16 protein-coding genes are annotated in these 15,148 nt (G+C 60.3%); 6 read left to right on the top strand and 10 right to left on the bottom strand.

All coding sequences use genetic code 11. From position 1 onward, the window contains the following. Nucleotide 1 precedes the first annotated feature (1 nt). The 4 genes from SBC1_RS20675 to SBC1_RS20660 all read right to left on the bottom strand — a co-directional run bounded on the left by SBC1_RS20675 (nt 2) and on the right by SBC1_RS20660 (nt 4,131). Nucleotides 2-1,033: a low specificity L-threonine aldolase gene (locus tag SBC1_RS20675; RefSeq protein WP_165097122.1), complete on the bottom strand. Its 1,032-nt coding sequence runs from the start codon at nt 1,031-1,033 to the stop codon at nt 2-4. After that, nucleotides 1,030-2,313, bottom strand: coding sequence for a dicarboxylate/amino acid:cation symporter (locus SBC1_RS20670; RefSeq protein WP_241202137.1), 1,284 nt, complete (start codon nt 2,311-2,313; stop codon nt 1,030-1,032). The genes SBC1_RS20675 and SBC1_RS20670 overlap by 4 nt, the downstream gene beginning before the upstream one ends. A 60-nt stretch (nt 2,314-2,373) precedes the next feature. Beyond that, nucleotides 2,374-3,051, bottom strand: a complete 678-nt coding sequence (locus tag SBC1_RS20665) for a GntR family transcriptional regulator (protein ID WP_165097126.1) — start codon at nt 3,049-3,051, stop codon at nt 2,374-2,376. Nucleotides 3,052-3,234: 183 nt separating this feature from the next. Continuing rightward, nucleotides 3,235-4,131, bottom strand: a complete 897-nt coding sequence (locus SBC1_RS20660; protein ID WP_165097130.1) for a LysR family transcriptional regulator — start codon at nt 4,129-4,131, stop codon at nt 3,235-3,237. Nucleotides 4,132-4,292: 161 nt separating this feature from the next. On the opposite strand from SBC1_RS20660, the gene SBC1_RS20655 reads away from it, so the two are divergent. Both SBC1_RS20655 and SBC1_RS20650 read left to right on the top strand, forming a co-directional pair. Further along, nucleotides 4,293-5,672 carry an NAD(P)H-dependent oxidoreductase gene (locus tag SBC1_RS20655; RefSeq protein ID WP_165097134.1) on the top strand — a complete coding sequence of 460 codons (1,380 nt, stop codon included), beginning with the start codon at nt 4,293-4,295 and terminating at the stop codon, nt 5,670-5,672. Nucleotides 5,673-5,758: 86 nt separating this feature from the next. Further along, nucleotides 5,759-7,063: an MFS transporter gene (locus tag SBC1_RS20650; protein WP_165097139.1), complete on the top strand. Its 1,305-nt coding sequence runs from the start codon at nt 5,759-5,761 to the stop codon at nt 7,061-7,063. Nucleotides 7,064-7,239: 176 nt separating this feature from the next. Here the strand turns inward: SBC1_RS20650 and SBC1_RS20645 are convergent, their stop codons facing one another. From SBC1_RS20645 to SBC1_RS20630, 4 genes are read right to left on the bottom strand one after another with little or no spacing between them, the layout of a single operon-like run. After that, on the bottom strand, nt 7,240-8,559 hold the full coding sequence (locus tag SBC1_RS20645; protein WP_165097143.1) for an ATP-binding protein: 1,320 nt from the start codon (nt 8,557-8,559) through the stop codon (nt 7,240-7,242). Continuing rightward, nucleotides 8,556-9,296, bottom strand: a complete 741-nt coding sequence (locus SBC1_RS20640; protein ID WP_165097147.1) for a response regulator — start codon at nt 9,294-9,296, stop codon at nt 8,556-8,558. Before SBC1_RS20640 ends, SBC1_RS20645 begins: the two co-directional genes overlap by 4 nt. A 7-nt stretch (nt 9,297-9,303) precedes the next feature. Further along, a complete protein-coding gene (locus SBC1_RS20635) occupies nt 9,304-9,444 on the bottom strand; it encodes a hypothetical protein (protein ID WP_165097151.1) in 141 nt (46 codons plus the stop codon). Continuing rightward, nucleotides 9,441-9,812: a GFA family protein gene (locus SBC1_RS20630; protein ID WP_165097156.1), complete on the bottom strand. Its 372-nt coding sequence runs from the start codon at nt 9,810-9,812 to the stop codon at nt 9,441-9,443. Before SBC1_RS20630 ends, SBC1_RS20635 begins: the two co-directional genes overlap by 4 nt. 190 nt (nt 9,813-10,002) lie before the next feature. Between SBC1_RS20630 and SBC1_RS20625 the strand changes: the two genes are divergently transcribed. From SBC1_RS20625 to SBC1_RS20615, 3 genes are all read left to right on the top strand, one after another. After that, nucleotides 10,003-10,719 (top strand): cytochrome c biogenesis CcdA family protein, encoded by a 717-nt coding sequence (locus SBC1_RS20625; protein ID WP_165101433.1) that lies wholly within the window; start codon nt 10,003-10,005, stop codon nt 10,717-10,719. Between the two features lies 1 nt (nt 10,720). Beyond that, the gene (locus SBC1_RS20620; protein WP_165097160.1) at nt 10,721-11,302 is read left to right on the top strand and encodes a thioredoxin family protein; all 582 of its coding nucleotides are present in this window, start codon (nt 10,721-10,723) and stop codon (nt 11,300-11,302) included. A 173-nt stretch (nt 11,303-11,475) separates the two neighbouring features. Then, the gene (locus SBC1_RS20615; protein WP_165097164.1) at nt 11,476-12,831 is read left to right on the top strand and encodes an epoxide hydrolase family protein; all 1,356 of its coding nucleotides are present in this window, start codon (nt 11,476-11,478) and stop codon (nt 12,829-12,831) included. A gap of 115 nt (nt 12,832-12,946) precedes the next feature. On the opposite strand, the gene SBC1_RS20610 is transcribed toward SBC1_RS20615, so the two are convergent. Together SBC1_RS20610 and SBC1_RS20605 are read right to left on the bottom strand one after the other, a co-directional pair. Beyond that, nucleotides 12,947-13,423, bottom strand: coding sequence for an SgcJ/EcaC family oxidoreductase (locus SBC1_RS20610; protein ID WP_165097167.1), 477 nt, complete (start codon nt 13,421-13,423; stop codon nt 12,947-12,949). A 300-nt stretch (nt 13,424-13,723) separates the two neighbouring features. Beyond that, the gene (locus tag SBC1_RS20605; protein WP_165097172.1) at nt 13,724-14,299 is read right to left on the bottom strand and encodes an NnrU family protein; all 576 of its coding nucleotides are present in this window, start codon (nt 14,297-14,299) and stop codon (nt 13,724-13,726) included. Nucleotides 14,300-14,409: 110 nt separating this feature from the next. Here SBC1_RS20605 and SBC1_RS20600 point away from each other — a divergent pair, with 110 nt between their 5' ends. Further along, nucleotides 14,410-15,072: a TetR/AcrR family transcriptional regulator gene (locus SBC1_RS20600; protein WP_165097177.1), complete on the top strand. Its 663-nt coding sequence runs from the start codon at nt 14,410-14,412 to the stop codon at nt 15,070-15,072. The last annotated feature ends 76 nt before the right edge of the window (nt 15,073-15,148 follow it).

Genomic DNA, 15,148 nt, shown 5'->3' with positions numbered 1-15,148 from the left:
ATCACTCTGGCAGAGCCTCGAACGCATTGCTCACTGCATCGATGGCCGCATCGTCGATATGCCGGTGAATCACAAGACGCATCGCTTGCGCGCCGCTTGCCCGCACTGCAACCCCATGAGTTGCGAGCCATTGCGCGTAGTCCTCCGCCCGGCCGTCCGGTACGGCCAGCCGCAGGATATTGGTTTGCGGCGCCAGTGGATCAGTCTCCACGCGCGCGTTGTTCTGCAGCCTTTGCCAAAGCAGCATCGTGCGCCGATGATCCTCGGCAAGCTTCGCGGGCATCGTCCGTAACGCGACCAGACCCGCGGCGGCCATGATGCCCGCTTGCCTCAGTCCGCCGCCAATTGTCCGGCGCAGAGTCCTTGCCCGTTCGATGAATTCACGCGAGCCCAGCAGCACCGAGCCCATCGGCGCGCTTAGCCCTTTCGACAGGCAGAACGTGACACTATCTCCATGTACGGCAATCTCGCGGGCTTCAACGCCCAGCGCGAGCGCCGCGTTGAACAGGCGCGCACCATCCACATGGACGGCAGCGCCTCGTTCACGTGCAATGCCAGCTACGCGGGCCATATAGTCGAGCCCTTGAACGCAACCGCCCGCGGCATTGTGGCTTGTCTCGATGGCGACCATCGCCGTCGGTTCGCCGTAGCGCGAATAGCCGCCGCGAACGTTATCTCTTAGCAGGTCCAGGTCCATCTCCCCACGACGCGAAGCAATGGTGCGACAGAACAGGCCCGCAAGCCGGGAGACGCCGCCGCCTTCCGAGTTGGCCATGTGCGCGTGCTGGTCGAGGACGGCTTCACCGCCACGGCTCGCATGAACAAGCGTCGCCAGCACATTGCCCATCGTGCCGCTGCATACGAAGAGTGCAGCCTCCTTACCCAGCAACACCGCCGCTTCCTGTTCCAGCGTCTGAACGGTTGCGTCGCCTTCCAGCGTGTCGTCGCCGAGTGACGCTGCGCGCATCGCGTCCCACATGGCGTCAGTGGGGCGGGTCACGGTATCGCTGCGCAGATCGATCATGCCGGTCATGCAATCCCCCTCGGCACACCCGTCGCATGCTGCGGAGAACTTGGCTCCGGTTCAGCCTCGCTCGCCGGCTGCTCGTAAGCCACGTGCGCCAGTTTCATCACCAGCTTGACGGCAACCGTGTTGCTGTAGACGTTGATTGCCGTACGTCCCATGTCGAGAAACGCGTCGACGCCCGCAATGATCGCCAGTGCCTCCACCGGAACGCCGATGGTACTCAGCACCATCGCGACCGCCACGAGGCCGCCTGAGGGCACGTTTGCGCTGCCCTTGCTGGCAAGCGTGGTGACGATCACGATCGACAGCAGCGTGTGCCAGTCGAGCGGAATGCGATACGCGTCCGCCAGAAACCCCACCGCGAGCGCAAAGTACATGATCGAGCCGTCGCGATTGAATGCATAGCCGAGCGGCAGCACCACGGATGCCACGGCTTTCGGCACGCCCATCTTCACCAGCTTTTCCATATGCAGTGGCAGGCTTGCTTCCGACGAGCGTGTGGCGAACGCCAGCAGCACCGGCTCGCTGATTTGCCGCGTCACCTGCCACGGCTTTTCACCGATCACCTTCAGCACGATCATGAAGATCACGACAAGCAGCGCGAGGCCGAGATACATCACTCCGACCAGCTTCACGAGCGACAGCAGCGTTGCGATCCCCTGGGTGGCGAAGAGCCACGAGATGATCGCGAAGATCGCGATGGGCGAGAGCGAGATGATCCAGTCCGTCACTTTGAACACCGCTGCCATCAATGCGTCCAGCACATCGATCAGCGGCTTCGCGCGGTTGCCGAGCGAGGCCAGCGCAAGCCCGAGAAGCACCGCGAAGAACAGCACCGGCAAAAGATTGCTGCCCGACATAGCCGCCACGATATTGCTAGGAATCATGTCGAGGAAAAACTTGGTCCAGTCAACGCTCGTAGCAATGACTTTCCCGGGCTTGGCTGCTTCGGCCAAGTTCGCACCCAGGCCCGGATGGAACAGCGCATTGAGCCCGAGACCGATGAAGATGGAGATCACGGTCGCAACGAAGAAGTAGATGAGGCTGATCGCCGACACCCGCCCGAGCGAGCGGGTCTGATTGCCCATCTGGTAGATGCCGAGCGTGATCGCGGTGAACACCAGCGGCACGACGATCATCTTGATCGCCTGCACGAACGCAGTGCCAACGGGCGCAAGCTTCGCGGCGAAATGCGGAAACAGAAACCCGACCACACATCCCAGGACCAGTCCGAGGAGCATCTGCAAAGGCAAGGCTATTTTTCTACGAGCGTGATGCGACCGCATGACTATTCTCCTGGGACAGGTGATGAGTGACGTGACTAACTTGAGCGGCGCAGAGGACGGTTACGTCCGCTCGTCACTCGTGTGCGCGAGAAACTTCAGGCGAATTTGCATCGCGCGTTCAAGGTGGCCGTAGACGAGTCCGCGAGCGTCTTCAGCGTCGCCGGCTTGAATCGCCGCGTAGATTGCCAAGTGCTCCAGCACCGCCTGTTTCGTCCGCTCGGCGCTGTAGCGTTCAACGCGCCGCAACGCGAGACCGCTCTGATCGCGCAGGTTTCGATAGGTCTGCCGCAAGCGCCCGTTGTCGGCGCATTCGAACATGGCGTCGTGAAATGCCCAGCCAATGCTCTGCGCGTCGTCAACGTCGAGTGCACGGCCGGCATTGACTCCTGCTACCAGCGCTTGCAGTCCCGCTGCCGCTTCATCAAGCGAAGCGCAGGGGCCATGGCGCGCTGCAAGGAACGCCGCCATCCCCTCTAGCGCAAGACGCATTTCGTGGATCTCGCGCAAGTCGGCCACCGACATCTCGCGCACGAACGTGCCTCGCATGGGCACGATTTCAAGCAGGCCGTCGCGTGCGAGCCATTTAACTGCCTCACGAATCGGCGTTCGGCCGACCTGCAAGCGCTCAGCGAGGCTACGTTCGGAAAGTGCTTCGCCTGGGCGAAGCGATCCATCGACGATCAACGCGCGAAGGCTTGTGTAAGGTTCGGGAATTTCACTGGTTTCTGTCTGGTTCATGACTGGTATACCAGCATGAAAAAAATAGGCGTGCAAGGTTTTTTGCAGATATTGGCGAAGCGCGGCGTGGGCGTCAGCGGCCTATCCGAGTCGAAAGTTCGGGATTTTCAGGTTGATTGCTGCACTGCGCGAAGGCGTGCTTTAGCGGCTGGCTAGCACGGCAGCTCGCGTGTCCTAGCGGCGTTATCCCACCCAGAACAATCCGGACGCGCTGCACTCGGCGCGAATGAAATCCGCCAAGAGCTTGACTCGCGCTACATCGTGCGAGTCCGCATGCGTGACCAGCCAGTAGGAGCGGCTTAACGAAATTTCATCGGGGAGAATGCGAACGAGGGTGGGATCGATGCGGGCGATAAAGCATGGCAACACGCCTATCCCCGCGCCGCCGCTAACTGCTGCGGCCTGACTAATCACATTCGAAATACGCACGGACGGCGTGAGCGACGTGGAAATCTGCGACAGGTAATCAAGCTCAGCACTCCACATCAAATCTTCTACATAGCCGATCCACGGATGATTGAAGATATCTTGAAACGTAGTGATGGGTGCATGAGTGTCGAGGTATTGAGGCGATGCATAAACCCCAAGGGAATAGTCGTTGAGCCTGTGTGCATAAACTCGACCCTGACTTGGGCGGGTCATGCTGACTGCAATATCGGCTTCGCGTTTGGACAAGCTGAACATGCGCGGATTAGCGACCAGTTCTATCTCCAGGTCGGGATGCATGGCCGTGAGCTTCGCAATCCTCGGCGCAAGAAAGTAGGTCCCGAATCCCTCCGGCGTGCCGACTCTGACCGTCCCCGTCAATCCAACTGATGGGTCGCCCAAGCGCGCGTTGATGCGCAGGGCCAGGCTCTCCATGGCCTCTGCATCAGTCATCAAACGCTCGCCTTCGGGCGTCAGCAAAAAACCGACTGAACGCCGCTCGAACAACTGCACGCCAATGCTTGCCTCAAGCGAGGCGACTCGCCGGCTTAGCGTGGAATGGTCTACGCCCATTTGCTGCGCTGCGACAGTGAGACGCCCCGCGCGCGCGACAGCCAGGAAGGCTTGCAGGGAATCCCAATCAAATCTTCGCATGGGAGTTTTTGCACAGCGCGGTTGTGGAATTGCCCATTCTATTGCAAAAAGCTGGCTGCTATCTTTGCCTTCATGCTCTTCCCCGATGAAGGCGCGCGGCTCGATCCGGTACGAAGAACCATGTCGAATCGCGATTCAACCGTATGATTAAAGGAGACAGCATGTCGCTTATTGCGAAGCTCGAAGCTCGTGCCCAGGCAGGGCGTCCCGTCAGAGTAGGGCTGATTGGCGCTGGTAAATTTGGATCGATGTATCTGTCGCAGGCACCGCGTACGCCGGGCATTCATCTGGTCGGCATCGCCGATCTCTCGCCGGCGCGGGCACGCGGCGCGATGCAGCGTGTGGGTTGGGAAGAAGCGCGTTATTCCGCGAGTTCGTGGGCGGAGGCTTTGCGCAGCGGCTCGACCTTCATCACTGACGACGCCGACGCGATGATCGCAAGTGACCACGTCGATATCGTCATCGATGCAACGGGCAGCCCCGCAGCGGGCATCCATCACGCGCTGCTGTGCTGCAAGCACAAGAAACACATTGTGATGGTCAACGTTGAAGCCGACGTGCTTGCCGGTCCGCTACTTGCGCGCCGTGCGGCGGAGGCGGGCATCATCTATTCGATGGCTTCCGGCGATCAACCGGCATTGATTGCGGAACTGGTGGACTGGGCTCGCACGATTGGCTTCAACGTCATCTGTGCCGGCAAGGGCACCAAGTACTTGCCGGTCTATCATCAGTCAACCCCCGACACCGTCTGGAGCTACTACGGCTTCACGGAAGAGCAGGTTGCTTCCGGCGACTTCAACGCCCAGATGTTCAACTCGTTCCTTGATGGCACGAAGTCGGCGCTGGAAATGGCGGCGGTATCGAACGCATGCGATCTGCGTCCGCCTCCTGATGGCCTGGCGTTCCCCGCTTGTGGCGTCGACGATCTGCCTGAGTTGCTACGCCCGGCCTCTGAGGGCGGGATCCTTCCGCATCGCGGCAGCGTGGAAGTGGTGTCGTCGCTCGAACGCGATGGCCGTCCTGTGTTCCGCGACTTGCGCTGGGGCGTCTACGCCGTTTTTGAAGCACCCTCCGATTACGTCCGCGACTGCTTTGCGCAATACGGTCTCAAGACTGACAAGAGCGGGCGTTTCGCTGCCATGTATAAGCCGTATCACCTGATCGGTCTCGAACTCGGGGTATCGATTGCCAGCATTGCGGTGCGCGGTGAGGCCACGGGCGCGACCACGGGGTTCCACGGAGACGTTGCCGCCACCGCGAAGCGTGACCTGCGAGCGGGTGAACGGCTGGACGGCGAGGGCGGTCACACCGTCTACGGCAAGCTGATGCCCGCGGTGGACTCGCTGGTGCAGGGCGCACTGCCCATTGGCCTTGCGCACAACATGGTGCTGCAGCGTCCGGTTGCGGCAGGGCAGCCGGTTCGCTGGAGCGACGTGGCCTTCGACACCACCAAGGAAGCCGTACGCGTACGTCTCGAGATGGAGGCGATGTTCCGCAAGGAACTTGGCATAGAGGTGGCAGCCGAAAAACTCGCATCGTAATTGAATCATAAGCAACCCTGACTGATCTGGCCGGGCGTCCGCCCGGCCGCACTCTATAACGTCCGGCAAAGGACGACGGAGGAGACATGAGCCATATCAGCGAAACCCTTTTGGTGGCGCCGGGGGCGCGTACCGATGTGTACCGCAAGATCAGTTGGCGCATCATGCCGTTCATCGTGCTGTGTTATTTGTGCGGTTATCTCGACCGGGTGAACGTCGGTTTTGCCAAGTTGCAGATGCTCAATGCCCTGCACATGAGCGATGCTGTCTATGGTCTGGGCGCCGGCATCTTCTTTATCGGCTATTTTATTTTCGAAGTGCCCAGCAACCTGATCCTGCATCGGGTTGGCGCTCGTCTCTGGATCGCGCGCATCATGATTACGTGGGCCATTATTTCGGCGCTTACGCTGCTGGTGAAAACGCCGATGCAGTTTTACACCGCGCGCTTTTTTCTGGGCGTGGCCGAAGCGGGTTTCTCGCCGGGCATCATGTTGTACCTGACCTATTGGTTTCCCGCGAGAAAACGGGGGTTCGCGCTCGGCGTGTATTACATTGCGATCCCGTTGTCAGGGGTGGTCGGCGGTCCGTTGTCGGGCTGGGTACTCAGCAGCTTCAGTCATTCCACCGTCATGGCGGGATGGCAGTGGCTGTTCCTGATCGAAGCGCTTCCGGCTCTGCTTTGCGGCATTGCGGTGTTGGCCTTGATGGTCGATCGTCCCACGCAGGCCAAGTGGTTGACCGACGATGAGAAAGCCCAGGTGACAGGGGAGATCGAACGGGAGGATTCAGAGAAGACGACGCATCACAACCTTGGCGCTATTCTTTCTGATCGCCACATCTGGAAACTCTGCGCCGTCTACTTCTGCCAGATCATCGGCTTGTACGGCATCAGTTTCTGGTTACCGTCGATCATCAAGGACTCGGGGTTGAGCGACGTATCGACGATCGGCTGGTTATCGGCTATTCCCTACCTTGTCGCCATTCCCGCGATCGTGCTAACTGGAATGAGCTCGGATCGCTTTCGCTCGCGCCGGATGCATTTTTCCGTGCTGGCTGTGATCGGTGCAATAGGATTCGCTGCGAGTGGCTATGTGGGTCACCATCCGACGCTCGCGGTGATCTGGCTGAGCGTGGCGGCTGCGGGCATATTGTCGGCGCTATCGTTGTTCTGGAGCATTCCATCGTCGTTTCTTGCCGGCACTTCCGTGGCTGTTGGGATTGCCGGAATCAACTGCGTGGGTAACCTCGCCGGTTTTGTCTCGCCCTATGCGGTGGGATGGCTCAACGTGACGACGCACGACAATCGCATGGGCCTGTATTTTGTGGCCGCGTGCCTTGTGCTGGGTGCATTGCTGGTGCGAACTATCTCAGGAAAACTCGCGGATAGATGATCGTTACTTGCTGTGTTGGAGGGGGCCTGAGTTCGCAGGCGATTCCATGCCCGCCACGGCCCTCTTCCACGCAGACAAAGTCGCGTTGGTGGGACGCGGCGGCGTTTTCCTGGTCGCCAGCGAAACAGCTATGCCATCCACGCGGCACCCAAAATAAGTTGTTAAGTAATCCGAATCTATCTACTGCATTTCAACACAAGCCTCGCTTCCAGGCCACCGTCCGGCCGGTTGAGCAACGACAACTCCGCGTCCATCGCCGAAGCGAGTTGCCGCGCAATCGCGAGGCCGAGCCCGGTACCGCCAGTTCCGCGGTTACGCGATTCTTCCAGCCGATAGAAGGGTTCAAACACAGCTTCCAGCGACTTAGCCGGAATACCCGGCCCGCGATCGAGCACTGAGATCGTCACGCGCCCCTCCGGCGACGCGGCAACCCTGATCTCGGCCGCCCCGCCAAACTTCAAAGCGTTATCGACGAGATTGCCCACGATCCGGCGCAACGCCTGAGGGCGCGTCACAAGTGCGGTGTCGATTCGCCCGTGGAGCGAGACGTCCTTGCCGGCATCGACATAGTCGAACACGAGGCTGTCTAACAGCGCGTCCGGATCAATACGGATAGGCGCTTCAGTCGCACCGTGCATGGTGCGCGCGTAAGTGACGCCTTCCTTGACCATCGTTTCCATTTCCTGCAGGTCCTGCTGCAGCTTTGCCCCTTGTGCGCTGTCATCCATCACATCGACGCGCAAACGCATGCGGGTAATCGGCGTTTGCAAGTCATGCGAAATTGCCGCGAGGATCTGCAGGCGCTCGGTCATGTACATCCTGATACGGTCCTGCATGGCGTTGAAAGCCCGCGCCGCGCGCGCTACTTCGTCAGGTCCGTCTTCGGGCAGGCGCTCTGCTTTCAGGTCGGGGCCCAGGGTATCGGCGGCTCGCGCCAACTGGCTTAACGGACGCGTCGCCAGCCGTACCGCGACCCAGCAGCAAGCGGCCAGCACCACCAGTTGCAGGATAAGCAGCCACGACAACCACGGGGACAGCGGCGCGCCCGGCATGGGGCGGTAGTCGATTGTCAGAGGTGTGCCGTCACTCAACTGCAGATGGACTTGCAGGCGGTCGGGTTCACCCGGCACGGCGTTGACCGTTAGCGGATAGCGCTTGCCGATGCCGTCTGCAATCGATTGAGCCACCCTCGCGGATAGCTGTGCATCAGGCGGGGCACCCGGGATACCCGGGCCAAGAATGAAGCTATACGTGCGCCGCGCCAGCCTTGGCAGCCATTCGGCCCGTTCGTTAGCGGGCAAGTGATCGAGGAGCGCGACGGAGCTGGTGACCTCGCGTTCGATGTAACCCATCATCACGTTATTCATGGTCTGGTCCCGTTCCGTCATGGTGAGCCAGACCGAAAGCGTTTGCACCAGTGCAAGGCTGACAAAGAGAATCAGGGCAAGCCTCGCAAACAGCGTGCGCGGCCAATGCAGCAATGCATTCAGCTTCATGGATGACCTTCAATCATGATCACGGCCGCCGAAAATACATAACCTTCACTGCGCAGCGTCTTGATGTAACGGGGCTCGCGCGCCGTATCCTGCAGGCGCTGTCGCAAGCGGCTGACCAGCAGGTCGATCGACCGGTCGAACGGATCGGCCTGGCGGCCCTGGGTCAGATTGAGCAATTGATCTCGCGTGAGCACGCGCTGCGGATGATCGAGGAACACGCGCAGCAAGCGGTACTCCGCGCCGCTGAGGGCCACCATGGTGCCCTCGGCGTCGAGTAGATGGCGCGCGGTGGTGTCGAGCCGCCAGTCGCCGAAACTGATCACCGGCGCGGTCTCCGTCACCTGCATGCCGGGCGGCAGCATGCGGGCGCGGCGCAACACGGAGCGGATGCGCGCCAGCAGTTCGCGCACCGCAAACGGCTTGGACAGGTAATCGTCAGCGCCCATTTCCAGCCCGACGATACGATCCGCCTCCTCGCTCCGGGCGGTCAGCATCAATACCGGTACCGAGCGAAACTTGCCCGCACGCAATTCCCGGCATAGCACCAGGCCGTCCTCGCCGGGCAGCATCAGGTCAAGCACGATCAGGTCGGGCGCACCCTGCTCGAGGACCGTGCGCATCTGGCGGCCGTTGGCCGCCAGCGAAACGCGCATGCCGTTCTTCTCGAGATAGGTGGCAAGCAATTCGCGAATGCCACGATCGTCGTCGACGATCAGCACGTGGTCAATGTTTTCCATCAGTGAATCAGTCCTTCCGACGATTGACGCGCACGCGGTTCACCGTATTCATCTTATTCACGTTAACCAGCGAACATTGCACGGGGTGCGCCATTTCCGCTGCAAGTCCGCCCGCCAGGAAGGCGAGAACCGCCATTAGCCGTTTCATGCGTCCTCCACGACGGACAGGCTGGCGCCATTGGCTACGCTGGCCTCCAGCGTATACGGATCGATGCCTTCCAGGCAACCGATGTTGACGCGCCAGAGCTGCGGGTCTTTACGCGTCTGATGGAACGGATAAATGCCGCAATGCTTGCAGAAGTAGTGCTTCGCCGTGCGCGTATTGAACTGGTAAAGCGTCAGCGCTTCGTTACCCTGCAGGATCTTCAGTTCGCCCGCAGCGAACGGCGGCGTCATCAGCGCGCCCTTGCGCCGGCATAGGCTGCAATTGCAACGCGAAGCAGGGACGACGGCGCTACGGACTTCAAATTTCACGGTCCCGCAATGACAGGACCCTTGCAGCAGTTCGGTACTCATCTGGCTCTCCGCGGTAGGGATGGTTGCTTCATCGCCCTTGCTTTATAGCCCAGTAAATGCGGCGCTTTGTATCGCAATGTATCTGGGTGTTCCCCCGACACAAAACATTGCACCCAGGCGGTTTCGGCGACACAAGCCAGATACGAGCGGGCGTTCCAATACAGCCATGCCAACCACTGGAACGCCTGTCATGCATAACCTGCTTGAAACACCTATCGCCCTGCTGGCGGGCCTGCTCACGATTGCGTCGCCTTGCATCCTCCCGGTGATGCCGATCCTGCTCGGCACCTCCGTTGAGCGGCCCGATCGTGTGCGGCCTCTCTTCATCATCGCCGGCTTCATCCTGACCTTCGCGTCCTTCGCGCTGTTGCTGGGCGCCGTATCCAGCACGGTTCACGTGGCGCAACAAGCGCTGCGCGACACCGCCATTGCGTTACTGGCGTTGTCCGGACTGCTGCGCCTGTGGCCACGTCCCTACGACTGGCTGATGACGCAGCTTCAGGAGCCGCTGCAGCGCATGGGCGCAGCGGTGGCTCCGGGCACCCAGGCCGCCAGCGGCAACGCCGGTGGCTTCGTGCTCGGCATGTCGCTCGGCGCGGTATGGACTCCGTGCGCCGGACCTGTGCTTGCATCGATTCTGGTGCTGGTGGTCAAGGCCCAGGACCTCGGATGGTCATCCCTGTTGCTTGGTTTGTATGCGCTGGGCGCGGCGATTCCCATGCTCGCCATCATTTATGGCGGTCAGTACATGACCCATCGCGTGAGGCTGGTGTCACGTCACGCACACCGCCTGCAACAGGTGTTCGGGGTGCTGGTGATGCTCACTGCCCTTGCGATCTACCTGCAATACGACGTCCTGGTCTACGCCCGGATCGCCGCTCTCTTCCCCTCCCTGAAAGGACTCTGACATGCTCTCCCGACTCAAAACCGCCGCTACCGTCGCCCTGTTTGCTGCAGCCGTTGCAAGCGGCGCCGCAGCAATCGCAAGTCTCGTTGCAAGCCCCGCGGCGAGTGCCACCGAAAGTCTCGTCGCAAGTCCGGTTGGCACCCGCACCACCGCTCCGGAATTCACCGGCATTGAGAAATGGCTCAATAGCGATCCCCTGACCATGCAGCAGTTGCGCGGCAAGGTGGTGCTCGTCGATTTCTGGACCTACACTTGCATCAACTGCATCGACGTGCTGCCTTACGTGAAGGCCTGGAATCAGAAATATAAGGACCAGGGCCTGGTGGTGGTCGGAGTACACACGCCCGAGTACCCGTTCGAACGCAACACGGACAACGTCAAGACGGCCATCAAGCGCTTCGGCATTACATTCCCGGTGGCGCAAGACAACCGCTATGCAACGTGGAACGCCTACGACAACCAGTATTGGCCCGCGTTTTATCTGGTCGACAAGAAAGGGCACGTGGTCTACACGCACTTCGGCGAAGGTGACTACGAACAGACCGAGGCGAAGATCAAGTCCTTGCTGGCGGAAAACCCGTGATTCGTGTCGCCATGTATCTGTGCATTGAGCCGATGCATAACATGGCGGTCGTCTCGCTTTTCGATGCGAATCAGATACGTTCGCAGGTCTAAGTATGCAAGCAGCCTTCAATGGCGCGTGGGATCACGTTGCCATTGACCGGGAACCTGGCTTCATCGTCATTCGGAGATTTTATGTTAGACAACATCCTTCCCCAATCACCGTCTCGCCGGCGTTTTGTTGGTGTGGCGGCGGCAGCCGTTGCTGCGGGCTCATTGAGTCAGCTCGCCTTTGCAGAAACTAATCAAGCGACTACTGAAGTTGGTCAATCAACAAGCGGCGACAAGACTGCTATTCGTCCACTTCGTGTGCATGTGCCGGAATCGCAACTGATCGATTTGCGCAGACGCATCAAAGCGACAAGGTGGCCCGAGCGGGAAACGGTCACCGATGACTCGCAAGGCGTGCCGCTCGCGATGATTCAGGAACTCACGCGCCATTGGACGACCGATTACGACTGGCGCAAGTGCGAGGCAAAACTGAACACCTTGCCGAACTTCGTGACCGAAATCGACGGACTGGATATCCACTTCATCCATGTTCGTTCAAAACATGAGAATGCAATGCCGCTCATCGTCACGCATGGGTGGCCGGGCTCGATCATCGAGCAGTTCAAGATTATCGATCCGCTCACCAATCCGACAGCGTATGGCGCGAGCGCGTTGGACGCGTTTCATCTGGTGATTCCGTCCTTACCGGGCTACGGATTTTCAGGCAAACCTACCGTTACCGGATGGGGTCCGGAACGCACTGCGCGTGCTTGGGTGGTGCTGATGAAGCGCCTTGGGTACGGGAAGTTTGCGGCGCAAGGCGGCGATCTGGGCGGCGTGGTCGCGAACGTGATGGCTAAGCAGGCGCCTCCGGAATTGCTGGGCATCCACGTCAACTTCCCTGCCACTGTTCCGCCCGAGATTGTGAAAGCGCTTCAGGCGGGTGATCCGCCGCCAGCCGGCCTCTCGGACGACGAAAAGCACGCTTACGAGCAACTGAGCAGCGCTGCCATGAAGCGGCGCGCCTACGCATTGGAACAGGGCACGCGCCCGCAGACGCTCTACGGACTGTCGGACTCGCCCGTTGGATTGGCAAGTTGGCTTCTTGATCACGGTGACGGGTATATTCAGCCGGCGGCGGCACTCACCTCGGCTGTGTTCGGGCGCCCGGTCAATGGAGAATCCGCGGGCGAGCTGACACGAGACGACGTCCTCGACGACATCACGCTCTACTGGTTGACGAACACGGGGATTTCGGCGGCGCGCTTCTATTGGGAGACACACTTCAACGTCACGGCTGCAGCCGACGTGTCCATACCGGCTGCTATCAGCGTCTTTCCTCGTGAGAACTATCAGGCACCGCGGAGTTGGACGGAGCGTGCGTATCACAACCTTATCTACTACAACAGGGTGGGCAGGGGCGGGCACTTCGCCGCGTGGGAACAGCCGCAATTATTTGCAGAGGAGGTTCGCGCGGGGTTGAGACCGCTGCGCGCCTAGTGGATCGGGGGAGGTTGGCTTGGACCGACCGGATAAGATTGTTGCGCAGCGTTGGGGCCGCCGCCATGCCTCTTGTGCATATCGGTCAGGGGTAAATCGATCCACGAAAGTCCGCTTACTTAAGGACTTTGTTCGGCGTAGCGCTGAATGAGATGAACCGGGCGATGGACCATTTGCCATCCGGCTGCCGTTTAAAAATGTCCATCCCCGCTTCAGTACTCACGCTCTGGTCGGTACCCTTGCGCGCCGTAAGCGTCCAGAATAGCCGTACTACGGCGATGTCCCCGGAAACCATGATTTCGCGGATGTCAGGGCTGTCGTAATGGAGCTGCAACTCAGGCTTCGCCAACACGGCACTCAGCTTCCCGCAGAGCGCGTCCCGGCTACCATTAAGCGCTCCAGGAACGGTCGAAACCAGATCAGGGGCGAACACATCGCAGACCCCTGCAGCATCGCGAGCGTTGAATGCTACCGTCCAGCGCCGCAGCCGATCCGTGATCGCGGCCCTGTCTGAATCCACGTCTGCGCGAGCTGGAGTCGCCGCACCAACGCCCGCCAACACGGTGGCAATCGCCAGCAACCATCTGATCATGGACCTCTCCAAGTCAACCGGACTCGCTCGTCATTTTATAGGGAACTACGGCTGAGCAATGGGCACCGGATCAAGCCGATTACGACCGCGCCCGGTATTCGGCAAAGCTCTGATGTATTGATAAATCGACCGTTGTTCAATAGCTAACGAAAGCGTCGTCGCTTGCATTGTTTGAGGGTGGCGACGCTTCCAGATTGGCACATATAAGGTTCGGACTACTTCTGGATATAGATTGCGCATCTAACTTCCTTATCCGCATTCGGGGCGTTGCGAACCGTGAGCTTTGAAGCGCCGCCGCATTCAGCCAAGCGGCGATACTCCGATCACATGCGTATGAGCCGACAGCAGCACGAACGCGTACAGCCCCAACCCCACGACGATGACGATCACATCGTTCACGGCCGAAGCCGGGGCGCCCGGCACCGGGCGGACGTGGGCGCGCCGGCTGACCGAGATCAGGTCCGCCACGGACCAGACAAGGAAACCGCCGAACAGCAGCAGATCGTTGAGCGTGCCGTTGGCAAGCAAATGCGACACCGCCCACAAGATCACGGCGAGCAGCATCGGATTGCGGGTCAGGCGTTTAATGCGGCCGGGTAAATAAGCCGCAATCAGCAGAGGAAACACGGGCAACATGAGCAACAACGCGAGGTGCCGCAGCGCCATCGGCGGCGCGTAGACCATGACCGGTGCTTGTCGCGCGATGCCGTAACCGTAGATCATCGCGACGAAACTCGCGATCGACACTAGCGCATACAGTCCCTTCCACCCCTTCTCGCCCATCCGCGCGGCTTGCGCGTCTCGCCAGCGTGGCGCGACGATGGAAACGGAGTGGATGCCGAGGAAAATCAGGAGACCTGCAACGAAGATTGTCATAGGTTGATTGAATGTTGACGGCAGCAACATTTAAAATAAATGCTGCGCTTCTGTTCGTCAAGTTCAAATTGACGGCGTCAACATCACGGAAACAGATGACCATCAGGAACATGAGCAAACAAGCATTAGCAGGCGTGGTCAAGCGTCCGTATCACCATGGCGCATTGCGCGAGGCAATGCTGGAAGCAGCCGAACGCATCCTCGCTCGTGAGGGCATTGGCGGGCTCACGTTGCGAGCCGCCGCGCGCGAGGCTGGTGCTTCTCACGCCGCGCCCAAGAACCACTTCGACAACGTGACCGGGCTGCTCAGCGAGTTGGCAGCCGTAGGTTTTCGACGCTTCGAGCGTCGCCTGCTCGATGCCGCCGCCGCGGTGTCGACCCCAGAGGCGCGGCTTGCCGCCCAGGGGCGCGCCTACGTCGAGTTCGCGACACAGTTTCCGGGTCTCTTCATGCTGATGTTTCGCAGCGAACGGCTCGACCTCAAACGACCCGGTTTGCGCGAAGCAATGAACAGCGCGTCGTCGGTACTGCGCGGAGCGGTCGGGGCGCCACAAGAGCCGGACGCGCCGCTGCCCACGGACGGCGCCGCGCGGATAGTTGCCGCGTGGGCACTGGTGCACGGGTTCGCCATGCTACAGATCGACGGGCGTCTTGACGCCATAGTCCGTAGTTTGCCCGAAGGCATGGACGCAATGGCGTTGCTCGATGTGATCCTCAACGCGGGCGGCGGCCAACTGAGAAGCAGCGACGCTCTTGCATGCCAGGAAAGATGAAAAACACCGGCCGCACTTCTGCTGGTTCAATTTTTAGTTTGCCTTCCAACCGATGCCGCATGGATGGGGTCCGAAG

Source organism: Caballeronia sp. SBC1 (genome assembly GCF_011493005.1).
GTDB lineage: Bacteria > Pseudomonadota > Gammaproteobacteria > Burkholderiales > Burkholderiaceae > Caballeronia.
The sequence above is the reverse complement of the archived record's forward strand: the minus strand, read 5'-3'. Positions and strand labels throughout refer to the sequence as shown.

Excerpts from the sequence above, each read along its gene's own strand:
- SBC1_RS20645 (WP_165097143.1), bottom strand. The coding sequence starts at position 8,559 with ATGAAGCTGAATGCATTGCTGCATTGGCCGCGCACGCTGTTTGCGAGG.
- SBC1_RS20640 (WP_165097147.1), bottom strand. The coding sequence starts at position 9,296 with ATGGAAAACATTGACCACGTGCTGATCGTCGACGACGATCGTGGCATT.
- SBC1_RS20620 (WP_165097160.1), top strand. The coding sequence starts at position 10,721 with ATGCTCTCCCGACTCAAAACCGCCGCTACCGTCGCCCTGTTTGCTGCA.
- SBC1_RS20600 (WP_165097177.1), top strand. The coding sequence starts at position 14,410 with ATGAGCAAACAAGCATTAGCAGGCGTGGTCAAGCGTCCGTATCACCAT.
- SBC1_RS20670 (WP_241202137.1), bottom strand. The coding sequence starts at position 2,313 with ATGCGGTCGCATCACGCTCGTAGAAAAATAGCCTTGCCTTTGCAGATG.
- SBC1_RS20650 (WP_165097139.1), top strand. The coding sequence starts at position 5,759 with ATGAGCCATATCAGCGAAACCCTTTTGGTGGCGCCGGGGGCGCGTACC.
- SBC1_RS20665 (WP_165097126.1), bottom strand. The coding sequence starts at position 3,051 with ATGAACCAGACAGAAACCAGTGAAATTCCCGAACCTTACACAAGCCTT.
- SBC1_RS20655 (WP_165097134.1), top strand. The coding sequence starts at position 4,293 with ATGTCGCTTATTGCGAAGCTCGAAGCTCGTGCCCAGGCAGGGCGTCCC.
- SBC1_RS20675 (WP_165097122.1), bottom strand. The coding sequence starts at position 1,033 with ATGACCGGCATGATCGATCTGCGCAGCGATACCGTGACCCGCCCCACT.
- SBC1_RS20635 (WP_165097151.1), bottom strand. The coding sequence starts at position 9,444 with ATGAAACGGCTAATGGCGGTTCTCGCCTTCCTGGCGGGCGGACTTGCA.
- SBC1_RS20625 (WP_165101433.1), top strand. The coding sequence starts at position 10,003 with ATGCATAACCTGCTTGAAACACCTATCGCCCTGCTGGCGGGCCTGCTC.
- SBC1_RS20610 (WP_165097167.1), bottom strand. The coding sequence starts at position 13,423 with ATGATCAGATGGTTGCTGGCGATTGCCACCGTGTTGGCGGGCGTTGGT.
- SBC1_RS20615 (WP_165097164.1), top strand. The coding sequence starts at position 11,476 with ATGTTAGACAACATCCTTCCCCAATCACCGTCTCGCCGGCGTTTTGTT.
- SBC1_RS20605 (WP_165097172.1), bottom strand. The coding sequence starts at position 14,299 with ATGACAATCTTCGTTGCAGGTCTCCTGATTTTCCTCGGCATCCACTCC.
- SBC1_RS20660 (WP_165097130.1), bottom strand. The coding sequence starts at position 4,131 with ATGCGAAGATTTGATTGGGATTCCCTGCAAGCCTTCCTGGCTGTCGCG.
- SBC1_RS20630 (WP_165097156.1), bottom strand. The coding sequence starts at position 9,812 with ATGAGTACCGAACTGCTGCAAGGGTCCTGTCATTGCGGGACCGTGAAA.